Origin of the sequence: Actinotalea fermentans (assembly GCF_007991475.1) — a bacterium.
Taxonomy (GTDB): Bacteria; Actinomycetota; Actinomycetes; order Actinomycetales; family Cellulomonadaceae; genus Actinotalea; species Actinotalea fermentans.
In genome coordinates this window covers 606,078-627,692 of record NZ_BJYK01000009.1, presented here as the reverse complement: position 1 = coordinate 627,692, position 21,615 = coordinate 606,078, and the positions used below count along the sequence as shown (strand labels likewise).

General features: G+C 74.5%; 15 protein-coding genes. 10 read left to right on the top strand and 5 right to left on the bottom strand.

Annotation, left to right across the window (positions count from 1 at the left end; all coding sequences use genetic code 11):
• Window positions 1-42: 42 nt before the first annotated feature.
• Window positions 43-612, top strand: a complete 570-nt coding sequence (locus tag AFE02nite_RS14925) for a thermonuclease family protein (RefSeq protein WP_186814574.1) — start codon at window positions 43-45, stop codon at window positions 610-612.
• A gap of 72 nt (window positions 613-684) precedes the next feature.
• On the opposite strand, the gene AFE02nite_RS14920 is transcribed toward AFE02nite_RS14925, so the two are convergent.
• Entirely contained in the window at window positions 685-1,638 is a 954-nt protein-coding gene (locus AFE02nite_RS14920; RefSeq protein ID WP_034244064.1) for a DMT family transporter, read from the bottom strand.
• A gap of 256 nt (window positions 1,639-1,894) precedes the next feature.
• Here AFE02nite_RS14920 and AFE02nite_RS14915 point away from each other — a divergent pair, with 256 nt between their 5' ends.
• The 6 genes from AFE02nite_RS14915 (at window position 1,895) to AFE02nite_RS14890 (ending at window position 10,987) form a co-directional block, all read left to right on the top strand.
• Window positions 1,895-3,169, top strand: coding sequence for a hemolysin family protein (locus AFE02nite_RS14915; RefSeq protein WP_034244067.1), 1,275 nt, complete (start codon window positions 1,895-1,897; stop codon window positions 3,167-3,169).
• Window positions 3,170-3,259: 90 nt separating this feature from the next.
• The gene (locus tag AFE02nite_RS14910) at window positions 3,260-3,700 is read left to right on the top strand and encodes a hypothetical protein (RefSeq protein ID WP_034244069.1); all 441 of its coding nucleotides are present in this window, start codon (window positions 3,260-3,262) and stop codon (window positions 3,698-3,700) included.
• 35 nt (window positions 3,701-3,735) lie between these two features.
• The gene (locus tag AFE02nite_RS17515) at window positions 3,736-5,400 is read left to right on the top strand and encodes a hypothetical protein (RefSeq protein ID WP_186814573.1); all 1,665 of its coding nucleotides are present in this window, start codon (window positions 3,736-3,738) and stop codon (window positions 5,398-5,400) included.
• A 134-nt stretch (window positions 5,401-5,534) separates the two neighbouring features.
• Window positions 5,535-6,320 (top strand): DUF899 family protein, encoded by a 786-nt coding sequence (locus AFE02nite_RS14900; protein ID WP_034244072.1) that lies wholly within the window; start codon window positions 5,535-5,537, stop codon window positions 6,318-6,320.
• Window positions 6,321-6,396: 76 nt separating this feature from the next.
• The gene (locus tag AFE02nite_RS14895) at window positions 6,397-9,429 is read left to right on the top strand and encodes a glycoside hydrolase family 2 TIM barrel-domain containing protein (RefSeq protein WP_034244075.1); all 3,033 of its coding nucleotides are present in this window, start codon (window positions 6,397-6,399) and stop codon (window positions 9,427-9,429) included.
• Between the two features lie 262 nt (window positions 9,430-9,691).
• Window positions 9,692-10,987 (top strand): MFS transporter, encoded by a 1,296-nt coding sequence (locus AFE02nite_RS14890; protein WP_146819903.1) that lies wholly within the window; start codon window positions 9,692-9,694, stop codon window positions 10,985-10,987.
• Window positions 10,988-11,035: 48 nt separating this feature from the next.
• Here AFE02nite_RS14890 and AFE02nite_RS14885 read toward each other — a convergent pair whose 3' ends face one another.
• Window positions 11,036-12,274, bottom strand: a complete 1,239-nt coding sequence (locus AFE02nite_RS14885) for a helix-turn-helix domain-containing protein (RefSeq protein ID WP_034244080.1) — start codon at window positions 12,272-12,274, stop codon at window positions 11,036-11,038.
• Between the two features lie 132 nt (window positions 12,275-12,406).
• Between AFE02nite_RS14885 and AFE02nite_RS14880 the strand changes: the two genes are divergently transcribed.
• Genes AFE02nite_RS14880 through AFE02nite_RS14870 form a run of 3 tightly spaced genes read left to right on the top strand, consistent with a single transcriptional unit; the run spans window position 12,407 to window position 17,554 of the window.
• Window positions 12,407-14,671: an aminotransferase class III-fold pyridoxal phosphate-dependent enzyme gene (locus AFE02nite_RS14880; protein ID WP_034244083.1), complete on the top strand. Its 2,265-nt coding sequence runs from the start codon at window positions 12,407-12,409 to the stop codon at window positions 14,669-14,671.
• A 49-nt stretch (window positions 14,672-14,720) separates the two neighbouring features.
• Entirely contained in the window at window positions 14,721-16,304 is a 1,584-nt protein-coding gene (locus tag AFE02nite_RS14875; RefSeq protein ID WP_034244086.1) for a xylulokinase, read from the top strand.
• Entirely contained in the window at window positions 16,301-17,554 is a 1,254-nt protein-coding gene (locus tag AFE02nite_RS14870) for an MFS transporter (protein ID WP_146819902.1), read from the top strand. The genes AFE02nite_RS14875 and AFE02nite_RS14870 overlap by 4 nt, the downstream gene beginning before the upstream one ends.
• A 121-nt stretch (window positions 17,555-17,675) precedes the next feature.
• Here the strand turns inward: AFE02nite_RS14870 and AFE02nite_RS14865 are convergent, their stop codons facing one another.
• The 3 genes from AFE02nite_RS14865 to AFE02nite_RS14855 are packed head-to-tail and all read right to left on the bottom strand — an operon-like array spanning window position 17,676 to window position 21,546.
• Window positions 17,676-18,920: an ATP-binding protein gene (locus AFE02nite_RS14865; protein WP_034244088.1), complete on the bottom strand. Its 1,245-nt coding sequence runs from the start codon at window positions 18,918-18,920 to the stop codon at window positions 17,676-17,678.
• A 53-nt stretch (window positions 18,921-18,973) separates the two neighbouring features.
• Window positions 18,974-20,065: an ABC transporter ATP-binding protein gene (locus tag AFE02nite_RS14860; RefSeq protein ID WP_034244091.1), complete on the bottom strand. Its 1,092-nt coding sequence runs from the start codon at window positions 20,063-20,065 to the stop codon at window positions 18,974-18,976.
• Window positions 20,062-21,546 (bottom strand): ABC transporter permease, encoded by a 1,485-nt coding sequence (locus AFE02nite_RS14855; RefSeq protein ID WP_261765639.1) that lies wholly within the window; start codon window positions 21,544-21,546, stop codon window positions 20,062-20,064. The genes AFE02nite_RS14860 and AFE02nite_RS14855 overlap by 4 nt, the downstream gene beginning before the upstream one ends.
• Window positions 21,547-21,615 lie beyond the last annotated feature (69 nt).

The following is a 21,615-nucleotide window of genomic DNA, read 5'->3' as shown; positions in this document are numbered from 1 at the left end:
GGGCGGCACCGCGGCACCGGGCTGATGCCCTACGGTCGCGGCATGAGACGACGACGCGGCGGGCGACGGCAGCTGCTGCTGTCGCTCGTCGCGCTCGCCGTCCTCGTCTGGTGGCAGGTCACCCAGGCGGGTCCCGACGGCGGCACCGACGGCGCTTCGGGGAGCGCCTCCGACGCCGGCGCGCGCGCCGACGCACCCGGTGCGGCGCAGGCGGGCTGGCAGGTCACCCAGGTGATCGACGGCGACACGATCGAGGTGAGCCGCGACGGCGTCGTCGAGCGGGTGCGCCTGCTGGGCATCGACACGCCCGAGCGCGACCAGTGCGGGTATGCGGAGGCGACCGCGCTGGCGGCCGACCTGGTCACGGGCCGGGAGGTCACGCTCGTCGTCGGCAGCTCCGACGACCGCGACCGGTACGAGCGCCTGCTCCGCTTCGTGGAGGTGAGCGTCGACGGCGTCGTGGTGGACGTGGGCCTGCGCCAGCTCGAGGCCGGCCTGGCCGCGGAGGTGTACGACTCGCGGACCGGCTACGCCCGGCACGACCGCGAGGAGGCGTACATCGCCGCCGACGAGGCGGCTGCGGACGTCTGCCCGGACCTCCGCGAGCACTGACCGGGCGGCCCGCCCGGATCGTGAAGCGTTCCTGCCGGTGGGCGAACGGAACGCTTCACGGTGGCTGGCTCGTCAGCGCGCCTCCGCGGCCTCCGCCTCGGCGACCACCGGTGGTGCCTCCGGGGTCGCCGGTTCCGCGGCGGCCGGGGTCCGGCGTGACGCCAGCGCGGACCCGGCCAGCACGAGCACGAACCCGGCGGCGGTGAGCCAGCTGATCGGCTCGCCCAGCACGAGGGCGCCGGCCGCGACCGCGACCGCCGGGTTCAGGTACGTGACGAGCGTCGCGCGGACCGGACCCACCTCGGCGACCAGCGCGAAGAAGATGACGAACGCCAGCGCCGTGCAGATCACGCCGAGCGCGACCACGGAGGCCGTCACCTCCGCCGACGGCCACTGCGTCGGCGCGTACGCGATGCCGGGCACCGCGTAGACCACGGACGCCGTCGCCATGCTGAGCGCGATGACGCCGGTCGCGGGCGCGGCCGCGAGGTGCCGGCTCATGATCACCGGCCCGATCGCGTAGCAGACGACGACGATCGCGAGCTCGGCCACCGCCTGCGCCTCGCCGCCCCCGCCGGTCGCCCCGCTCTCGAAGCCCACGAGCAGCGCGACGCCCGCGAGTCCGACCACCAGCCCGACGGCGCCCCGCCCGCCCAGGCGCTCGCCGCTGCGCGTCACCAGCGCGATGACGACGCCGACGATCGGCACGCCCGCGATGAGCAGCCCGGTCAGCGAGCTCGGCAGGTGCTGCTCGGCGCGCGTGAGGAAGAACCAGGGCAGCACGATCTCGATCAGCGCGTAGACGACCACGACGCGCCAGTGCCGGAGCGCGCCGGCGAGGGCACCCTGCGCGACCGCCAGCGGCAGCATCAGCGCGGTGGCGATGAGCACCCGGCCGAGGACGAGCGTCGTCGGGTGCAGCTCCTCGACGGCGATCTTGATGAGCAGGTACGGGATTCCCCACGCGACGCCCAGGGCCGCGAGGAGCAGGTAGCCCCGGCGTCCGGGTCGGTGGGTGGCGGGCACCGGCCAACCTTGGGGACGCCCGACGCGCGGCGTCAAGCCGGATCGCGGCACGGGCCGGGATCGCCGCGGTGGGCCGCCCCGTCGCGCCGCCCCGTCGCGCCGCCGTGTTCGCCCAGCGCGAGCGGGCCCGCGCCACGTTGACCATGGCCACGCCGATTTCGTCTACTGGAGGCATGGACGACCCCTGCAGTCCCGGCCGCCCCCTTCGCCTGTCGGTGCGCGCGCACCGTGACCGTGCCGGGAGGGGGTGGACCTGATGGACCAGGGAACCCTGCTCAACATCGGCCTCGTGCTCGTCTTCGTGCTGGTCGGTGGCGTCTTCGCCGGCACCGAGCTGGCGCTCGTCTCGCTGCGCCCGAGCCAGGTCGACCGGCTCGAGCACCAGGGACGCCGCGGCGCACGGGTCGCCGCGGTCGCCCGCGACCCGAACCGCTTCCTCGCCGCCGTGCAGATCGGCGTGACCGTGGCCGGCTTCTTCTCGGCCGCGTACGGCGCCTCGACCCTCGCGCCCGACTTCGTGCCCGCCCTCACGGGCCTCGGCCTGTCCGAGGGGGTGGCCGAGCCCCTCGCGCTCGTGCTGCTCACGCTCGTCATCGCGTACCTGTCGCTCGTGCTCGGCGAGCTCGTGCCCAAGCGCCTGGCGCTGCAGCGCGCGGCGTCGCTCGCGCTCGTCGTCGGGCCGCCGCTCGACCGCTTCGCCTCCCTCATGCGGCCGGTGGTGCGGCTGCTGTCGGCCTCGACGGACGCCGTCGTGCGGCTGGTGGGCGGCGACCCGAAGGCGACCACGGAGGAGATGAGCGAGGAGGAGCTGCGCGACCTGGTGACCGGCCACCGCAGCCTGCCCGACGACGAGCGCCGCATCCTCGACGACGTGTTCGAGGCGGGCGACCGGACCCTCGGGGAGGTCATGCGCCCGCGCGGCGAGGTCACCTTCCTGCCGGGCGCGCTGACGCTCGCGGAGGCGTCCGACGTCGTCCGCGCGAGCCCGTACTCGCGTTACCCGGTCACGGGCGAGGGCTTCGACGACGTGCTGGGGTTCCTGCACGTGCGGGACCTGCTCGGCCGGCTCGACGAGGACGCGACGGTCGCCGACCTGGTGCGGCCCGTCCCGTTCCTGCCGGTGACGAACCGGCTGCTGCCCTCGATGTCGCTGCTGCGCGCGCAGGGCGCGCACATCGCGGTGGTCGTCGACGAGTACGGCGGGACCGACGGCATCGTCACGCTCGAGGACATGGTCGAGGAGCTGGTCGGCGAGATCCACGACGAGTACGACGTGCCGGAGCCGTCGGTGCACGGCGAGGGCGGCGCGCGCGAGATCGACGCCCGCGTGACCATCGAGGAGTTCGAGGAGATCACGGGCGTCCCGCTCGCGGACGGGCCCTACGAGACGGCGGCCGGGTACGTCATCCACCGGCTCGGCCGGCTGGCCGTGGTGGGCGACCGCGTCCGCGTGGACGGGCACGACGTCGTCGTGACCGCCGTGGCGGGGCGCCGCCTCACGCGTCTCGCGCTGGAGGCCGTGGACGGCTGACGCGCGGGCGAGGCGCGGGGTGTCGCGGTGGCGAGGGGCTCTGTCACCATCGGGTGACGGGGCGTGGTCGCCCCACGGAGGGAGCGCGCGATGGTCCCGCTCACGCGAAGCCGGGCGCTCGTGCCGGTCGTGGCGGGCATCGCGTGCGCACTCGCCGCCTCGGTGGTGGGCGGCCCGGCGTCGGCGGCTGTCGCGCCACCGCCGGACGGCCCCTCAGCTGCAGCCGTCCAGGCGACCGTCGTCACGGGCGAGCCCGTGCGCGTGGTCGCGGACTGGCCGGTACCGGCGGGCCGGGTGCGCTGCGCCACCGTCACGGGCGCCGGCGGGGTCGCGGCAGACGCGACCGGCGTGCTGGTGAACGTCACCACGGTGCGCCCCGGCGGCCCCGGGCACGTGGTGGTCTACCCCGACTCGACCGGCACAGGCGCCACCCCCGCGCCGGCCGGCTCCACCGTCAACTTCGAGCCGGGCAGGACGTCGCCAACAGCGCCTTCGTCGCCGTCCCCGCGAGCGGCCGGATCTGCTACCTGACCCGCGGTGCAAGCGACGCGGGCATCCTCATCGACGTGATGGGGTACACGATGCCGGGCTCCGGCGTCGTGACCCGGATGTCCCGGCGCCTGCTGGACACGCGGACGGCCGGCGGGCAGCTCGTGGGGGCGATCGCCCCGCGCCGCGTGCACACCGTCGACGTCGCCGGGCGCGTGGGCGTGCCCGAGGACGCCGCCGCCGTCCTCCTCAACGTGGCGGTGACGGGCGTGTCGAGCGTCGGGCACCTGCGCGTCTTCGCCGGCGGCACGCCCGTGCCCGGCACGTCGACGCTCAACTACGCGCCCGGCCGGGACAAGGCGAACGCGAGCGTCGTCCGGCTCGGTACCGACGGGTCGATCGCGCTGTGGTCGGACACCGGGACGCCCGTGCACGTCGTGCTCGACGTCGTGGGTTGGGTGGCGGGCGGTGCCGCCGTCGTGAGCACGACGCCGACGCGCGTCGTCGACACCCGGATCGGCCTCGGTTGGGACCGGCCCTTCGGGCCCGAGAGCCGGGCGCTCACCCTGCGCGGCGTGGGCCCGGTGCCCGCGGACGCGACGGCCGTCGTGGTGAACCTGGCGGCGGTCGGCCCGACCGACGTCGGAAACCTGCGGCTCGGGCCCTGGCTGGCCGGCGCGGTGCCGCGGACGTCGTCGGTGAACTTCATCGTCGGCCGGGACGTCGCGAACCAGGCGGTCGTGGGCCTCGGGCCCGACGGCCGCATCGTCGTGCACGGCGACATGTTCCCCGCCACGCGCGCGCACGTGGTGATCGACGTCGTGGGCTACGTGCACGCGGCCGAGCCGGTGCCGGAACCGGACCCCGACCCGGTCTACGCGACCGGCCCGATGGCGGACCTCGGGTTCCGGCCCTTCCCGGCGGACGACCCGTGGAACACCCGCGTGGACGGCGCGGACGTGGACCCCGGGTCCGCCGTCCTGATCGCGTCGATCGGCGCGAGCGACCGGCTGCACATGGACTTCGGCGCCGACTGGGACGGCGGCCCGTTCGGCATCCCGTACGTCGTGGTGGGCCCGGACCAGCCGCGCGTCGCGGTGACGTTCGACTACGACGACGAGTCGGACCCGGGGCCGTACCCGGTTCCGCCGGACGCCCCCATCGAGGGCGGCGCTGCCTCCGGCGGTGACCGGCACGTCCTCGTCGTCGACGCCGGCACGCGCACGCTCTACGAGCTCTACGCGGCCTACCCGCAGCCGGACGGGTCCTGGCACGCGGGGAGCGGTGCGGTGTTCGACCTGGTGAACGGCACGACGCGGCCGGCCGGCTGGACGAGCGCGGACGCCGCGGGCCTGCCGATCCTGCCGGGGCTGGTCCGGTACGAGGAGGTGGCGGCCGGCCGGATCGACCACGCGCTGCGGTTCACCGTCGCGCAGACCCGGCGCGCGTACGTCGCGCCGGCGCGGCACTTCGCGAGCTCGAACCCGAGCGACTCCCTGCCGCCGATGGGCATGCAGGTGCGGCTCCGGGCCGGCTTCGACATCTCCGGCTTCCCCTACCAGGCGCGCGTGATCCTGCAGGCGATGAAGGACTACGGGCTGATCCTGGCCGACAACGGCTCCGATTGGTACGTCTCCGGCACGCCCGACGCGCGATGGGACGACGACCAGCTCAACACCCTCAAGACCGTCCCGGGCAGCGAGTTCGAGGTCGTCGAGATGGGGGACGTCACGACCGGCTGAGGCGTCCACGGTCACACGGTCCGCCCGGCGGACGTGGTGGTCCGGAGCGGCAGGCCGATCAGTTCCGCCGACGGCCGCGGTCAGTGGTGGTGACGACCCGGCGCACCGCCGCCGCGAGGCCCCGAGGAGGACGCATGACCAGCGCACCGACCCCGCCCACCCCGTCCGGCCCGACGGCGGGCCGCCCGCCCGTCGTCGACCTCGCCACCTGGCAGGCCGCGCGCGACCAGCTGCTGGCCCGCGAGAAGGCGCACACCCGCGAGGGCGACGTGATCGCCGCGGCCCGGCGCCGCCTGCCGATGGTCGAGCTCGACCCGACCGTCGAGGTGGTCGGCGCGGACGGCCCGGTCCCCTTCCTGAGCCTGTTCCGGGGGCACGACGAGCTGGTCGTCTACAAGCACATGTGGCACGACGGCGCCCCGCACGCCGGCCAGTGCGAGGGCTGCACCTGGGCGGCGTGGCACCTGCGCGACACGAGCTACCTCGAGGCGCGGGGCGTGGCGTTCGCCGTCGTCACCACCGGGGTCTGGGACGAGGTGGCGCCGTTCGTGGAGTTCATGGGCTACCGCCAGCCGTGGTACTCGGTCCGCGGCGTGGCGTTCCCGGTCGGGCAGCACATGGGCTCGCTCACCTGCTACCTGCGCGACGGCGACCGCGCCTTCCTCACGTACGCGACGACGGGGCGCGGGAACGAGGTGGTGAACCCCCAGCTCGGCGTGCTCGACATGACGCCCTACGGCCGGCGCGAGGCGTGGCAGGACGTGCCGGAGGGCTGGCCGCAGGGCCGGGAGCCCGGCTGGTTCTGGCGCACCGACTCCGGCGGCAACGCCACCTGGGGCCCGACGAGCCGCCCGGCTGTGCAGTGGACGCTGCCCGGTGCGACGCCGGTCGAGGAGGGTGCACCCGCGCACCACCACTGACGGTGCCCGGTGGTCGAGAATGTGGTCACCGGGTCGGCGCAGGTGCCGGCGCGGGAGCCAGCACAGGAGCCAGGACGTGACCTTCGACATCGCCCGCGTCGCCGACCCCACCTACGTCGCGGAGAACCGGCTCCCGGCCCATTCCGACCACCGGTGGTTCCGCAGCCTCGCGGAGGCGGCCACCGGCGTGAGCGGGTTCGAGCAGTCCCTCGGCGGGACGTGGGCGTTCCACTACGCGCCTCGCCCGGCCGACGTCGTCCCGGGCTTCGAGCAGCCGGGCTTCGACCGGTCCGGCTGGGACGAGATCCCGGTACCCGGGCACCTGCAGCTCCACGGTTACGACCGGCCGCAGTACACGAACGTGCAGTACCCGTGGGACGGCCATGAGGCCGTCGAGCCCGGGCAGGTGCCCACCCGGTTCAACCCGGTCGGCTCGTACGTCACGAGCTTCACCCTGGACCGCCCGCTGGCCGACGGCGAGCGCCTGAGCGTCTGCTTCCACGGCGCGGAGAGCGCGGTGGCCCTCTGGCTGAACGGCGTCTGGGTCGGCTACGCGACCGACTCGTTCACGCCGTCGGAGTTCGACCTGACGCCCGTGTGGCGCGACGGCGAGAACGTGCTCGCCGCGCAGGTGGTGAAGTGGACCGCGGGGTCGTGGATCGAGGACCAGGACTTCTTCCGGTTCTCCGGGCTGTTCCGCGACGTCGTGCTCTACCGGCGTCCGCGCGCGCACCTCGAGGACCTGCGGGTGACCTGCGAGGTCGCCCCGGACCTGACGAGCGCTCGGGTGCGGGTGCGGGCCGCCGTCGTCGGGCAGGGCGCGGTGCGCGCCACCCTGGTGGGCCACGGCGACCTGGTGCCCGACGACGCCGGCGACCTCACGCTCACGCTCGAGCGGCCGCACCTGTGGAGCGCCGAGGACCCGTACCTGCACCGCCTCGAGCTCGAGGTGCTCGACGCGGACGGTGCGACCACCGAGGTGGTGGTGCAGCGCGTGGGCATGCGCCGGTTCGGCATCGAGGACGGGCTGCTGCGGATCAACGGCGAGCGGATCGTCTTCCACGGCGTCAACCGCCACGAGTTCGGGCTGAACGGCCGCGTCATGACCCGGGCGGAGATCGAGGCCGACCTGCGGCTGATCAAGGCGAGCAACATCGACGCCGTCCGCACCAGCCACTACCCGAACAGCACCGCGTTCTACGAGCTGTGCGACGAGTACGGCCTGTACGTGATCGACGAGATGAACCTCGAGTCGCACGGCTGGTGGGCGCGGGCAGCCGGGCTCATCGAGCCCGCCGACGCCCTGCCCGGCGACCGCCCCGAGTGGCTGCCCGCGCTGCTGGACCGGGCCGCGAGCATGCTCGAGCGCGACAAGAACCACCCGTGCGTCGTCATGTGGTCGTGCGGCAACGAGTCGTTCGGCGGGTCGACGATCGCGGCGGTCGCCGACTGGTTCCGCGCCGTCGACGACCGGCCCGTGCACTACGAGGGCGTCTTCTGGGACGCGCGGTACCCGCGCACGAGCGACGTCGTCAGCCAGATGTACACGCCCGCGGCGCAGGTCGAGGAGTACCTGCGCACGCACCGCGACAAGCCCTTCATCCTCTGCGAGTACGCGCACGCGATGGGCACCTCGTTCGGCGCGGTGGACCGCTACGTGGACCTCGCCGAGCGCGAGCCGCTGTACCAGGGCGGCTTCATCTGGGACTTCGCCGACCAGGCGCTGCGCCTGACGGACCGGCACGGTCGCGAGTACCTCGGCTACGGCGGGGACTTCGGCGACCGGCCGCACGACGGCGAGTTCAGCGCCAACGGCATCGTCCTCGCCGACCGCACGCCGACGCCGAAGCTGCAGGAGGTCAGGTACCTCTACCAGCCGTTCCGGATCGCGGTCGGCGACGCCGTCGAGATCGCCAGCCGTCGCCTGTTCACGGGGACCGACGACCTCGAGTGCGTCGTGACGTTGCGGCGCGAGGGTGCGGTGCTCGCGGAGGCGCCCGTGGCGATCGACGTCCCGCCCGGGGCAAGCCGTACGTACCCGATGCCGGTGATCGTCCCGGACGCGCCGGGCGAGTACACGGTCGACGTCGCGCTGCGCCTGCGCGAGGACGCCCGGTGGGCGCCGGCCGGGCACGAGGTCGCCTGGGAGCAGCGGGTGGTCGTGGTCCCGGGCGCGACGGCGCCGGCCCGGGTCGGCGCGGAGCCGCCCGTCCTGGTGCGGGGCCTGCACAACGTCGGCGTCCGCGGGCCGCGCTTCGAGGCCCTGTTCTCGCTCGCGGGCGGCGGCCTGGTGTCGTACCGCTTCGGCGAGACGCCCGAGACGGGCCGCGAGCTGCTCAGCGTCCCGCCGCACCCGAGCTTCTGGCACGCGCCGACGGCGAACGAGCGCGGGTGGGGCATGCCCGCCCGCGACGGGCAGTGGCTGCTCGCCTCGCGCTACGCCCGGCCGCTGCCCGGCCGCGAGCTGCCCGACGTCGTCGCGCACGCCGACCACGTGGAGGTCCGCTGCGCGTCGCTCCTGCCGACGACGCCCGCGAGCGAGTGCGACGTCACCTACCGGGTGTTCGCCGACGGGCGGGTCGAGGTCGCGCTGGCGCTGCGGCCGGGCGCAGACCTGCCGGACCCGCCCGAGCTGGCCGTGCTCTTCACGGCCGACGCCGACCTGCGGCACCTGCGCTGGTACGGCGACGGACCGGAGGAGTGCTACGTCGACCGCCGCCGCGGCGCGCGCCTCGGCGTGTACTCCGGCGAGGTCGTCACGCAGCTCACGCCCAACGTGCGCCCGCAGGAGTCGGGCAGCCGCACGGGCGTGCGCTGGGCCGAGGTGACCGACGGCCGCGGCGCGGGCCTGCGGTACGAGTGCCATGGCGCCGCCGACGCCGGGGGCACCGGGGGGATGGAGTTCTCGGCGCTGCCGTGGACGCCGTTCGAGATCGAGAACGCCCGGCACCCGAACGAGCTGCCGCCGGTCCTGCACACGATCCTGCGCCCGGCGCTGATGCGTCGAGGCGTGGGCGGCGACGACTCCTGGGGCGCCCGCACCCATCCGGAGTACCTGCTGCCTCGCGGCGACCTCACCTTTGAGTTCGCCTTCTCCGGCGTGCGGTGATCATGTGCAGGTCCCGTGGGCCCGCTGTGACGGGGCCCGGGCGCCGGGCCGCGCGTCGCTACGGTCGGGACGACCGGGGTGACCGGTCGGAACGGTCGGGAGGTCGACATGACCAGGGTGGGACGTCGCGTGGCCGCGGGGCTCGTGCTCGCCGGAGTACTGGCGACGGTCGCGGCGTGCAGGGGCTGATCGGCGGCACCCCGACGGGGCGCCGGATGATCATGGTCGAGGTCCGGCGCCCGGCTCCGCTTAACTACTCTGCGTGCGCACACCCCGGAACCCGATGCTGGCGTCGCTCGTCGGCCTGACGGGCAACGCCCGCGCCGCCATCTGGACGGAACCCATGTGGGGGCTGTCGATGGCGCTGGTGCTGCCGTACGCGTCCGTGTTCATGCTCGCCCTGGGTGTGCCCGACGAGCAGATCGGCCTCGTCGCGACCGTCGGGACGGTGTCCCAGGTGGGGTTCGGGCTGCTCGGCGGCGTCATCACGGACAAGCTCGGGCGGCGTGCGACGACCGCCGTGTTCGACATCGTCGCGTGGTCCATCCCGTGCCTCATCTGGGCGTTCGCGCAGAACTTCTGGTGGTTCCTCGTGGCGGCGGTCGTCAACGGGGCGTGGCAGGTCACCCAGAACTCGTGGGACTGCCTGCTCGTCGAGGACGCGGACCGGGCGGAGATCCCGCGGCTGTACTCCCTCGTCAAGGTCGCCGGCGACTGCTCGGCGATCTTCGCCCCGATCGCGGCGCTCCTCGTGGCGCAGTACGGGCTGGAGCCCGCGGTGCGGATCCTCTACCTCAACGCTGCCGTCATCATGACCGGCAAGGTCGCGCTCCTGTACCGGTGGTCGACCGAGACCAGGACGGGCCGCCTGCGGCTCGAGCAGACCCGCGGCGTGAGCACGTGGCGCCTGCTCGCCCAGTACCGCGGGGTGCTGGGCCTGATCCTGCGCTCGCGCGGGACGCTCTTCTCCCTCGCGCTGAGCGCCGTCGTCGCCGCCGTGACGCTGGTCAACGGCACGTTCTGGCAGGTCGCCGTCAACCAGCGCCTCGGCGTGGCCGACGCGTTGCTGCCGTTCTTCCCGCTGGTCCGCTCGGTGCTCTCCGTGGTGCTGTTCTTCACGGTCATCCCGCGGCTCACCCACGTGCTCAACCTGCGCCGGCCCACCCTGTGGGGCTTCGTCGTGTACCTCGCCGGGCAGCTGCTGCTCGTGGCGATCCCCGCGGGCGGCGACGGGCCGACCGCGTCGACCTACGTGCTGCTCGGGGTCTGCCTGCTGCTGGACGCGTTCGGCGCGGGCATCCTCTTCATGCTCACCGAGTCGCTCGTCGCCCTGCACGTGGACCGCGACGAGCGGTCCCGGGTCATGGCCATCCAGCGCACGTGCGTGATGCTCGTCGTCGCGCCGTTCGGCTGGATCTCGGGCTGGCTGTCCGGCATGGACCGCGCGTGGCCGTTCGTCCTGACGAGCGGCCTCCTGGTGCTCGGGCTCGTGCTGGCGGCGCGGTTCTGGGTCACCACGCACCACGAGGAGATGGCGGCCGCCACAGACGCTCCGTGACGAGGCCCGTCGGGCGTCGCGTGCCCCCGCGTCTCCGCTGAAGGGTTCCTACCGGTATGCGGGAGGAACCCTTCGCCCGACGGGGTCGGCGAGGACCAGGGCGAGCTCGAACCGCGCGTCGGCGTCGTCGAGGTCCGCCCCCAGCAGGTCGCGGAGCTGGCGCACCCGGTAGCTGACCGTCTGCGGGTGGACGCGCAGCTCGTCGGCGACGGCGGCGCGCGAGCCCCAGTGCCGCAGCCAGCTGCGCAGCGTCTCGAGGAGACGGCCGCGGGCGGGCTCGGGAAGCCCGGCGAACGGCGCCAGCCGACGCTCGCCGAGCAGGGCGAACGCCGACTGCTCGCCGCGCACGGCGAGGGTGGCGAGGTGGTCGTCCGCGAACACCGGGGGGTCACCGACCGGCCCGCCGTCGACCCCGCCGACGTCGTCGCCCGCGCCGGCCCGGACGAGCTGCGCGGCGAGCTCGGCCAGGCGGACCGACTGCGGCACCCGAGGCCAGTCGACGGTCACCCCGACGACGGCGCCCCGCCCGGCGAGCACGCGGGCCAGGTGCTCGCGCGTCGCGGTCCGGCCGTGCCGCACGAGCAGCACGGTGTCGCGCTCGCGCTCGAGCACCACCGCGTCGTCCCGGAAGCGGAACTGCGTCCGCCGCGTCTGCTCGGGCGGCAGCAGGACGGCGACCACCTCGCCCACCCCGCGCCAGCCGATGCCCTCGGCCGCGGCGAGCACCGCCCGCTCGGGCGCGTTCCCCCGCACGAGGAGCTCGGCGAGCAGCCGCCGACGCCGGTCGCGCTCGCCGGCGAGCTCGCGCAGCTGGAGCGTGAAGCCCTCGGTGGTCGCGGCGGCGAGCTCGTCGACGAAGGCCGTGACGGCGTCGGACAGGTCGAGGAGGGCCGCCGTCGTGAGCGACCGGGGGGCGAGCGCGTCCGTGAGCGCGTCGGCCGTCTCCCGCAGCATGACGCGCGCCGACGTCCGCAGGGCCGCGAGCAGGGTCTCGGGCGGCCGGTCCTCGCGGGCCTCGGCGGCGCCGAGGTCGACGAAGGTCTCCCGGACGCCGGCCGGCAGTGCGGGCTCGTCGGTGCCGACCAGGTCGACGAACCGCTGGAGGGCGACGTCGACGCCGCGCCGGACGTCGCGCGCGAGCGTCGCGTCGTCGTTCCCCGTGCCGATCGCCTCGGTGGCCTGGCGGGCGACGGCGTCGGCCACCGTGCCGAGGCGGGCGCGCAGCGCGGGTGCCGCGGCCGCGGGGAGCCGCTGCCACGGCGTCGGGGACACGAGGTGCTGGCCCATCGAGGCTCAGGTTATCAAGCCGTGATAGCGAACCACCGCCCGGATGGGCCTGCGCCGATGTAGTCCCCCGTGGATGCTGTTCGGAATGATAGAAGCGGCCCGCCGGGGGGCCGGCGCACGAGGAGGGGCCCGATGGAGCACGCGAGGACGCGTCAGCACGTGGTCGACATGTGCCGGACCATGCTCGACCGGGGCTTCCTCAAGGCGACCGAGGGCAACGTCTCGGTGCGCGTCCCGGGCCGGCGCCTGTACGCCGTGACGCCGAGCAACTACGACTACGCCAAGATGCGCGCCGAGGACGTCTGCATCGTCGACTTCGACGGCCGGCACCGGCCCGACGCGGGGGCCACGCACCTGGCGCCGTCGATCGAGGCGAAGATGCACGCGAACATCTACCGCCTGCGGCCCGACGTCAACGCCATCGTGCACACCCACCAGCCGTACGCGTCGGCGCTCGCCTTCCTGCGGCGCGAGATCCCGGCGCTCACCGACGAGCAGGTCCGGTTCCTGGGCCGTCGGGTCGCCATCGTCGACTACGCGCCGTCGGGCACCGGGTTCCTCGCGAAGAACGTGGAGAAGCAGGTCGCGAGCGGCGACAACGCGTTCATCCTGGCCAACCACGGCGTGGTGACCCTCGGCATCGACCCGGACCACGCCGTCTTCGCGATGGCGCTGCTCGAGAAGGTGTCGATCGCCTACCTGCTGAGCCTGCTCACCGAGCCCGAGAAGGTCTACACGATCCCCGGCTGGGTGCGGGAGATCGCCTTCACCAAGCTCCGCGCCGACGAGAAGCGCATCGGCGCCCAGATCACCGCCGGCGTCCCGCCGGTGCGCGTCGCCACCGAGGCGATCCTGCCCAGTGCCGACGCAGTCGCGGCGCACGTCTCCGGCGCACAACCCCCGGCGCCGGAGACGCGTGTCGTCGAGGTGCCCGGCAGCGAGGCGGCGCGGCTCGGGTACGCGATCAGCGACTACCCGGACGTCGACGACGTCATGCGGCGCCTGCGCGCGCTGCTCGCCCAGCCCGTGCGCGGGCTGCGCCACGACGCGCTGCTCGACGTCCTCGACTGGTTCGACACGCGGTGCCCGGCCAGCCGCGAGATCACCGACCGCGCCAAGCAGCGGATCCCCGGCGGCGTGCAGCACAACCTGGCCTTCAACTACCCGTTCCCGCTGGCGATCACCGGCGCCCACGGCGCGCACCTGACCGACCTCGACGGCAACACCTACGTCGACTTCCTGCAGGCCGGCGGGCCGACCATCCTCGGCTCGAACTACGCGCCTGTGAACGAGCGCGTGGCCGAGGTCATCCGCGAGTCCGGGCCGGTCACGGGCCTGTTCCACGAGTACGAGCTCAAGCTCGCCGAGTCGATCCACCGGTACATGCCGCACGTGGAGATGTACCGGTCGCTCGGGTCGGGCACCGAGGCCGTGATGGCGGCGGTCCGCGCGGCGCGGGCGTTCACCGGCAACTCGGTCGTCATCAAGGTCGGCGGGGCGTACCACGGCTGGTCGGACACGATGGTCTACGGGCTGCGCGTGCCCGGCACCTACCGGATGAACGCCAAGGGCATCCCGTTCGGCGCGACCAGCCGCACCCGCGAGCTCTTCCCGCACGACCTGGGCGCGCTCAAGCGCAAGCTCGTGGAGAACCGGGCGCGCGGCGGGACGGCGGCGGTCGTGGTCGAGCCGCTCGGGCCCGAGTCCGGCACGCGGCCCGCCCCGCAGGACTTCAACGCGCGGGTGCGCGAGCTCTGCGACGAGTTCGGCGCGCTGCTGGTCTTCGACGAGGTCGTCACCGGGTTCCGGGTCGGCATGGGCGGGGCCGCCGGGTACTTCGGCGTCGTGCCCGACCTCACGGTCTTCGGCAAGGCGGTGGCGGGCGGCTACCCGATGGCGGGCGGCGTCGGCGGGCGGGCCGACGTCATGGCGGTCTTCGGCTCGGGCCTGGACGGCAAGTCCGGCGCGCACATCCAGGTCGGCGGGACGCTCTCGGCGAACCCGCTCTCGTGCGCGGCCGGCTACTTCGCGATCGAGGAGATGGCGCGGACCAACGCGCCGGTCGTCGCCGGGCGCGCGGGCGACCGCCTGACGCGCGGTCTGCAGCGGCTGATCGACAAGCGCGGCCTGCCGTACGTCGTCTACAACACCGGATCCATCGTCCATCTGGAGTCGAGCGGCGTCATGCTTCTCGACATGCACAACCCCGTGAAGCTCCTCAAGGAGAAGGGGCCGCGCAAGGAGCTCATCGAGCAGATGGGCGCGGCCTACGCGGCGCACGGGATCATCACGCTCGCCGGCTCGCGGCTCTACACGTCGATGGCCGACACCGACGCCGTCGTCGACGACGCGCTGAGCCGGTTCGACGAGGTCTTCTCCCTGGTGGAGGGCGTCTAGTGGCGCGTCCTGTCATGCCGCAGCGGCGGCCCGAGGCGGCGGGGCGCGGATGAGCGAGGGGCGCTACGTCGTCGGGGTCGACCTCGGCACGGGCGGACCCAAGGTCGCCCTGATGACGGTCGGCGGGGAGCTCGTCGGGCACGAGCGGGCAAAGGTCGGGCTCATCCTTCTGCCCGGCGGCGGGGCCGAGCAGGACCCGCAGGAGTGGTGGGACGCCATCGTCGGCTGCGTGCGGCTGGCGGTGGAGCGGACGGGCGTCGACCCCGGCGAGGTGGCCGCGATCTGCATGAGCAGCCAGTGGGGCGGGCTGGTCCCGGTGGACGCGGGCGGTCGGCACCTGCACAACGCGCTGATCTGGATGGACGCGCGCGGGGAGGCGTACTCGCGCGCGCTGACGTCGGGCGGCATCACCGTGCCGGGGGCCGGCTACAACGTGCGGGCGCTGCGCGAGTGGATCACCAAGTCCGGCGGCGTGCCCTCGCGGTCGGGCAAGGACCCGGTGGGCCAGGCGCAGTGGCTGAGGCACCGCCGCCCGGAGGTCTACGCCGCGTCCGCGTACCTGCTCGACGTGCCCGAGTACCTGACCATGCGCCTGACCGGGCGCGCCGTCGCGGGGTTCGACACCGCCGTCCTGCGCTGGTGCACCGACAACCGCGACCCGGCGAACGTGCGGTACGACGCCGACCTCGCCCGGCGCGTGGGGCTCGACGTCGGCAAGCTGCCCGAGCTGGTGCCGCCGGCCTCCGTGGTCGGCACGCTCACGGCGGAGGCGGCCGCGGAGCTCGGGCTGGGTGAGCACGTGCGGGTGGTGGCCGGCACGGGGGACACGACGGCCGCGGCCATCGGCGCGGGGACCGTGGAGGACTACGCCGCGCACCTGTACATCGGGACGTCGGCGTGGCTGAGCTGCCACGTCCCGTTCAAGCGCACGGACGTCATCCGCAACGTCGCGTCGCTGCCCGCAGCCGTGCCGGAGCGGTACTGGGTCGCCACCATCCAGGACGTCGCTGGCAAGGCGATCGACTGGCTCATCGAGAACGTCGTCTACCCCGACGACGCGATGGGTGACGGCCGCCCGCCGCCCGCGGACGCGCTCGAGCGGCTCAACGCGCTGGCCGTCACGTCCCCGCCCGGGGCGAACGGTGTGGTCTTCGCGCCGTGGCTCAACGGCGAGCGGACGCCCGTCGACGACGCCCACGTGCGCGGTGGGTGGTTCGGCGTCTCGCTCGACACCAGCCGGGCCGACCTGGTGCGCGCCGCGTTCGAGGGCATCGCGCTCAACGCCCGGTGGATGAAGGAGGCCGTCGAGAAGCTCGTGCACGCCGAGCTCCCGGGCGGGTTCCGGGCCGTCACGTACGTGGGCGGCGGTGCGCAGTCGGACCTGTGGTGCCAGACGCTCGCGGACGTCCTCGGCTGCACCGTGCGCCGGGCCGAGGACCCGGTGCTGGCAAACGCCCGCGGCGCGGCGTTCCTCGCCGCGATCGGCATCGGCGAGCTGGCCTGGGCGGATGTCCCGGGCCTGGTCCGCATCACGCGGGAGTACGAGCCGGACCCGACGTCGGCCGCGCTGCACGACAAGAGCTACCGCACGTTCACGCGGATGTACCGCAAGGTGCGGGGGCTGTACCGGTGAGCGTCCACCGGGTGGTCGACGGCGGCGCCGGGTACCGGCTGTACGGGTACCGCTGGGTGGTGCTCGCGGTGTTCATGCTGGTCAACCTGACGATCCAGGTCCTGTGGATCTCCTACGCGCCGGTCACCGGGCCGGCGGCCGAGCTCTACGGCGTCTCCGACCTGCAGATCGGCCTGCTGGCGATGACGTTCATGATCGCGTTCATCCCGCTGTCGATCCCGGCGTCGTGGGTCATCGACACGTACGGCTCGCGCGTGGGCGTGGGGATCGGCGTCGCCCTCATGGGCGTGTTCGGGCTGCTGCGCGGGTTCGCGGGGGACAGCTACGGGCTCGTGCTCGCGGCGACCATCGGCGTCGCGTGCGCGCAGCCGTTCCTGCTCAACGCCTGGACCACCGTGCCCGCGAAGTGGTTCCCGGAGCAGGGGCGCGCGACGGCCGTCGGGCTGGTGACGCTGGCGAACCTCGTCGGGACGGCGCTCGGCATGGCGCTCACGCCGGTGCTGGCGGAGTCGATGTCGCTGCCGACGGTGCAGCTCGTCTACGGCGCGGCGGCCGCGGCGAGCTCGGCCGCCTTCCTTGCGCTGATGCGCGAGGCGCCGCCGACGCCGCCCGGCCCCGACGGGTCCGACGTGCGCTCGCTCGCGCTCGCCGGGCTGCGGCACGCGCTGCGGGTGCGGCCGTTCTGGTTCGTGCTCGCCATCGCGGTCGCCGGCCTGGGCATCTTCAACGGCGTGAGCACGTGGGTGGAGAACATCATCCGGCCGCGCGGGTTCACGCCGACGGACGCCGGGACGCTCGGCGCGGTCATGGTGGTCGGCGGGCTCGTGGGTGCCGTCGTCATCCCGGCGCTGTCCGACCGGCAGGGCAAGCGCCGCCGGTACCTCATGGTCGCGGTGGTCGGCGCCGTCCCCGGGCTGCTCGGCCTGACGTTCGCGACGTCGCCGGTGCTGCTGTTCGCCTCGGCCGCGGTGCTCGGGTTCTTCCTGGTCAGCGCGTTGCCGGTGGGCATGCAGTACGGCGCGGAGATCACCCACCCGACGCCGGAGGCGACGTCGAACGGGCTGATCCAGCTGTTCGGCCAGGGCGCGGTGGTCTTCGTCTACGTCATGGAGGCGATGCGGACCGCGGACGGGTCGTTCACCCCGTCGCTGCTGCTCGCCGTCGGGCTGCTGGTGGCGTGCGCGGGTCTGGTGACGCGGATGCGGGACCCCGAGCCGGCCGGCGAGGACGTGCAGCCCGTCACCGGATGACGCGGTACCGCACGTGCGTGGCGTACGGCGAGCTCCACGTGCCGAGCACCTGAGAGGTGACACCGGGGTAGACCGGTGGGCGACCCCGGCCTGTGCGGGGTGGCCCCTGCGGCCGACGCTCTCAGGGGCCGAGGTCCAGGATCGAGATCACGTCCACGCCGTCGTCGCGCCGGTAGGAGGGGCCGGTCGCCGTCACCACGGCGAGGGCGGCCGGCGGGGTCCGCATGGAGCGCGCGATCCGGATCAGGCCGGCAGCGGCGACATCGACGACCTCGGGTCGTGCGCCGAGCTTCACCTCGATGCCGATCCACTGGTCGTCGCGCGTCACCACGGCGTCGATCTCCGCGCCGCCGGCGTCCTGGTAGGCGTGAACGCCGGCTCCGGCCGCCTGTGCGTAGACGGAGAGGTCGCGGAACACGAGCGACTCGAAGTGCTGCCCGAACGCCTCGAGGTCGGCCAGCAACGCCCGCGGGCCTGCGCCGAGGGCCGCGACGGCGAGCGACGGGTCCACCAGGTGTCGCTTCGGGGACTTGCGGACCTGGGCAGAGGACCGCATGTGCTGTCCCCATGCCGGCTGCTCCACGGCGATCCACAGCCGGCACAAGGCGTCGAGGTAGGACCCCAGGGTCTTCGGTGACAGCGTCTCGCCGCGGCCGTTGACGTCGGCCTGGAGCGTCCTGTCGGTCACGTACGTCCCGTTGGAGCGGGCGAGCGCGTACAGCAGGGCACTCACCTTGCGAGGATCGCGGCGGACTCCGTCGACGGTGACGATGTCGGCGGCGGCGACGGTGGTCAGGTAGTCCCGGTTCGCGTTGATGGCGTCCGCGAGGTCGCGGCGCAGGTTCGCGGGCCACCCGCCCCGGCAGACGAGCTCGGCGATGTCGGCGAGATCGGCGTCGGCGCCGAGACTCGCCGGTCGGTCGCCGGCGAACAGCCCGGCGAGCGAGACCGCACCCGTCCCGTGCCCGGCCTCGTACGACGTCATCGGCGCCATCCGGACCCGGGCGACGCGACCGGCGCCCGTGTGCCGGGTGATGTCGTCGGCGGGTGTCGCCGAGCCGGTCAGGATGAACTGTCCGTCGGCCTGACGCTGGTCGACCTCGTAGCGAACGGCGTTCCAGATCTCCGGCACCAGCTGCCACTCGTCGATCAGGCGCGGGGTCTCGCCGTCGAGCAGGACGCGCGGGTCGGCCGCGGCGAGGGCACGGAGCTGCGGGGAGGCGTCCAGGTGCACCGTGGATCCGGCCTGTCGGTGCGCCGTGGTGGTCTTGCCGCACGCCTTGGGGCCCTCGACGACGACCGCGCCGGCGGCGCGCAGCCCGCGCGAGAGCTGGGCGTCCACGATGCGCGGGTGGTACGTGACCATCGCCGGCCTCGACTTCCGATATTAGTGGCAAGCAACTGCCAATAATATAGCACCTAGCGATGCTGGGTGGGCGCCTCGGTGGTGAAGAACGACACCGGACCGGCGACGAGCAGGCTGACCTGCGTGCCGACGTCGGGCAGCGGGCCCTGGGTGCGGCAGAGGACCGCCTGCCCGGCGGTGCCCGGCGCGCCCGGCCCGTCCGTCCCCGCGATCACCAGCCGCACCGTCGCGTCGTGGCCGTGGAACGTGACAGCGTCGACGGTCGCGATGGCGGCCCCGCGCCCCGCCCCGACCATGTGGAACTGCTCGGGCCGGACGGCGACCAGGCCGCGCCCGCCCGCGTGGTCGCCGCGCAGCAGCTTCAGCGTCCCGACGGGCGTGCGCGCGACGCCGTCGGTCACCTCGGCCGGGAGCAGCACGGCGTCACCGACGAACCGGGCGGTGTCCAGGTCCACCGGCTCGCGGTAGACGCGCGCGGGCTCGGCCGCCTGCACCACGACGCCGTCGCGCACCACGGCCACCAGGTCCGCGATGCTCAGGGCCTCCTCCTGGTCGTGGGTGACGAGGACGCCCGTCGCGCCGGTCGCCTTCAGCGCGGCCCGGACGTCCTCGCGCAGCGCGCTGCGCAAGGCGGCGTCGAGCGCGGAGAAGGGCTCGTCGAGCAGCACGACGTCGGGCTCGGGGGCGAGCGCGCGCGCCACGGCGACGCGCTGCTGCTGGCCCCCGGACAGCTGGGACGGCATGCGCTCGCCGACGTCGGGCAGCCCGATGAGCGCGAGGAGGTCGCGCACCCGCTCCCGCCGGTGACGCCGGGCCGCCGGGCCGCGGCCGGGGAGCCCGAAGCCGACGTTCTGCGCCACGGTCAGGTGCGGGAACAGCGCACCCTCCTGGGGCACGACGCTCACCCGGCGGCGCTCGGGCGGCGCGCCGGCCGGCCCGTCGACGACCGTGCGGCCGTCGATGAGCACCTCGCCCGCGTCGGCCTGCTCGAACCCCGCGACGATGCGCATCAGGGTCGTCTTGCCGCAGCCGGAGTGGCCCAGCAGCGCCGCGAGCGCGCCCGACGGGACGTCGAGGTCCATGCCGCGCAGCACCGGCGTGGCGCCGAAGGACTTGTGCAGCCCGCGCACCTCGAGCCGGCTCATCGCGCCTGCACCCGGCTGAGGACGACCGTCGGGACCGCGGCGAGCAGAACGAGTGCGACCGCGTAGGGCGCCGCGGCCGCGTACGCGCCGACGCCGGTGTGCGTCCACAGGCGCGTGGCGAGCGTGTCCATGCCGGTCGGCCGGAGCAGGAGCGTGGCGGGCAGCTCCTTCATCGCCGTGAGGGTCACGAGCGCGAAGCCGGCGGCCACGCCCGGCGCGGCGAGCGGCAGAGTGACGTGCCGCAGCACGCCGGCGGGCGTCCGGCCGAGGGACCGCGCCACCTCCTCGAGCCGGCGCGGGCTCTGGCTCACCGCCGCCCGCACGGACCCGACGACGGCGGGCATGAACAGCACCGCGTACGCGAGCACGAGCAGCGGGGTCTCCTGGTAGATCGGCTGGGCGTACCGGACGCCGAAGAACACGAGCGCGAGCGCCACCACGAGTCCCGGCACCGCGTGGCCGGCGAACGTGAGGTGCTCGAACAGCCGGCCCCCGCGGCCGGGGTGCCGCGCCGCGAGGACGCCCACCGGGACGGCGAGCGCGGTCGCGGCGGCGGCACCGAGCAGGGCGACCCAGACGGTCGAGAGCCCGGCCGGGCCGAGCACGGCCCAGTCCACGCCCGCCGAGCGCCCCTGCGACACCCAGTGCGCCAGCACCGCCGCGGGGTACCCGAGCGCGACGCCCGCCACGAGCGCGGCGCCGCCGACGGCGAGCGGCGTCGCCCGGCCGAGGCGGATCGGCCGCGTGTCGCGCGTGGCCCCGGCGCCGATCCGTGCGTACTCGGCCCGCCCGCGGGACCGGGTCTCCGCGATGGTGATCGCCACGGTCAGGGCGACCAGCACGAGCGAGAGGACGGCGGCCGGCGTCCGGTCGAAGGACGCCGTGTACGAGGTGTGGATGGCCCGCGTGAAGACGTCGTAGCGCATCAGCGACGGCGTCCCGAAGTCGCTGAGCGCGTAGAGCGCCACGAGCAGCGCGCCGGCGGTGGCGGCCGGGCGCGCCATCCGCGCCGTGACCGAGAGCGAGGTGCGCAGGGCCCCGCGGCCGAGCGACCGCGCGACCTCCTCGAGCGCCGGGTCGGTGCCGCGCAGGGCTGCCGCGACGGGCAGGTACACGTACGGGTAGGTCGAGAAGCTGAGCACGAGCCACGTGCCGAGGAAACCCGAGACCTGCGGCAGCACGGAGATCCACGTGTACGCGGCGACGAAGCTCGGCACGGCGAGGGGCAGCGCGGCGACCACGCCCCACGCGCGCCGCCCGGGCAGGTCGGTGCGCGTGGTGAGCCAGGCGAGCGGCAGCCCGATGGCGAGGGCGGTGGCCGTGACCGCGACGGCGAGGACCAGGCTGCGGGCGACGAGCGCGAGCGTGCGGTCCCGCAGCAGGATCTCGACGACGGCGCCCCAGCCTGCCTCCGCGGCACGGACGACCAGGTACGCCACCGGGAGCAGGGCGACCGCGGCCGCCACCACCGCGGGCAGCACGAGGACGCCGGCCGGGGTGGCGCCCGTCAGGCGCCCCGGCCGACGCCGGGTGCGGGGGTGGGTCCCCGG

What these genes read in the sequence shown, in the direction of transcription:
- AFE02nite_RS14925 (WP_186814574.1), top strand. Translation starts at nt 43, where the DNA reads ATGAGACGACGACGCGGCGGGCGACGGCAGCTGCTGCTGTCGCTCGTC.
- AFE02nite_RS14915 (WP_034244067.1), top strand. Translation starts at nt 1,895, where the DNA reads ATGGACCAGGGAACCCTGCTCAACATCGGCCTCGTGCTCGTCTTCGTG.
- AFE02nite_RS14910 (WP_034244069.1), top strand. Translation starts at nt 3,260, where the DNA reads ATGGTCCCGCTCACGCGAAGCCGGGCGCTCGTGCCGGTCGTGGCGGGC.
- AFE02nite_RS14900 (WP_034244072.1), top strand. Translation starts at nt 5,535, where the DNA reads ATGACCAGCGCACCGACCCCGCCCACCCCGTCCGGCCCGACGGCGGGC.
- AFE02nite_RS14885 (WP_034244080.1), bottom strand. Translation starts at nt 12,274, where the DNA reads ATGGGCCAGCACCTCGTGTCCCCGACGCCGTGGCAGCGGCTCCCCGCG.
- AFE02nite_RS14880 (WP_034244083.1), top strand. Translation starts at nt 12,407, where the DNA reads ATGGAGCACGCGAGGACGCGTCAGCACGTGGTCGACATGTGCCGGACC.
- AFE02nite_RS14875 (WP_034244086.1), top strand. Translation starts at nt 14,721, where the DNA reads ATGAGCGAGGGGCGCTACGTCGTCGGGGTCGACCTCGGCACGGGCGGA.
- AFE02nite_RS14865 (WP_034244088.1), bottom strand. Translation starts at nt 18,920, where the DNA reads ATGGTCACGTACCACCCGCGCATCGTGGACGCCCAGCTCTCGCGCGGG.
- AFE02nite_RS14860 (WP_034244091.1), bottom strand. Translation starts at nt 20,065, where the DNA reads ATGAGCCGGCTCGAGGTGCGCGGGCTGCACAAGTCCTTCGGCGCCACG.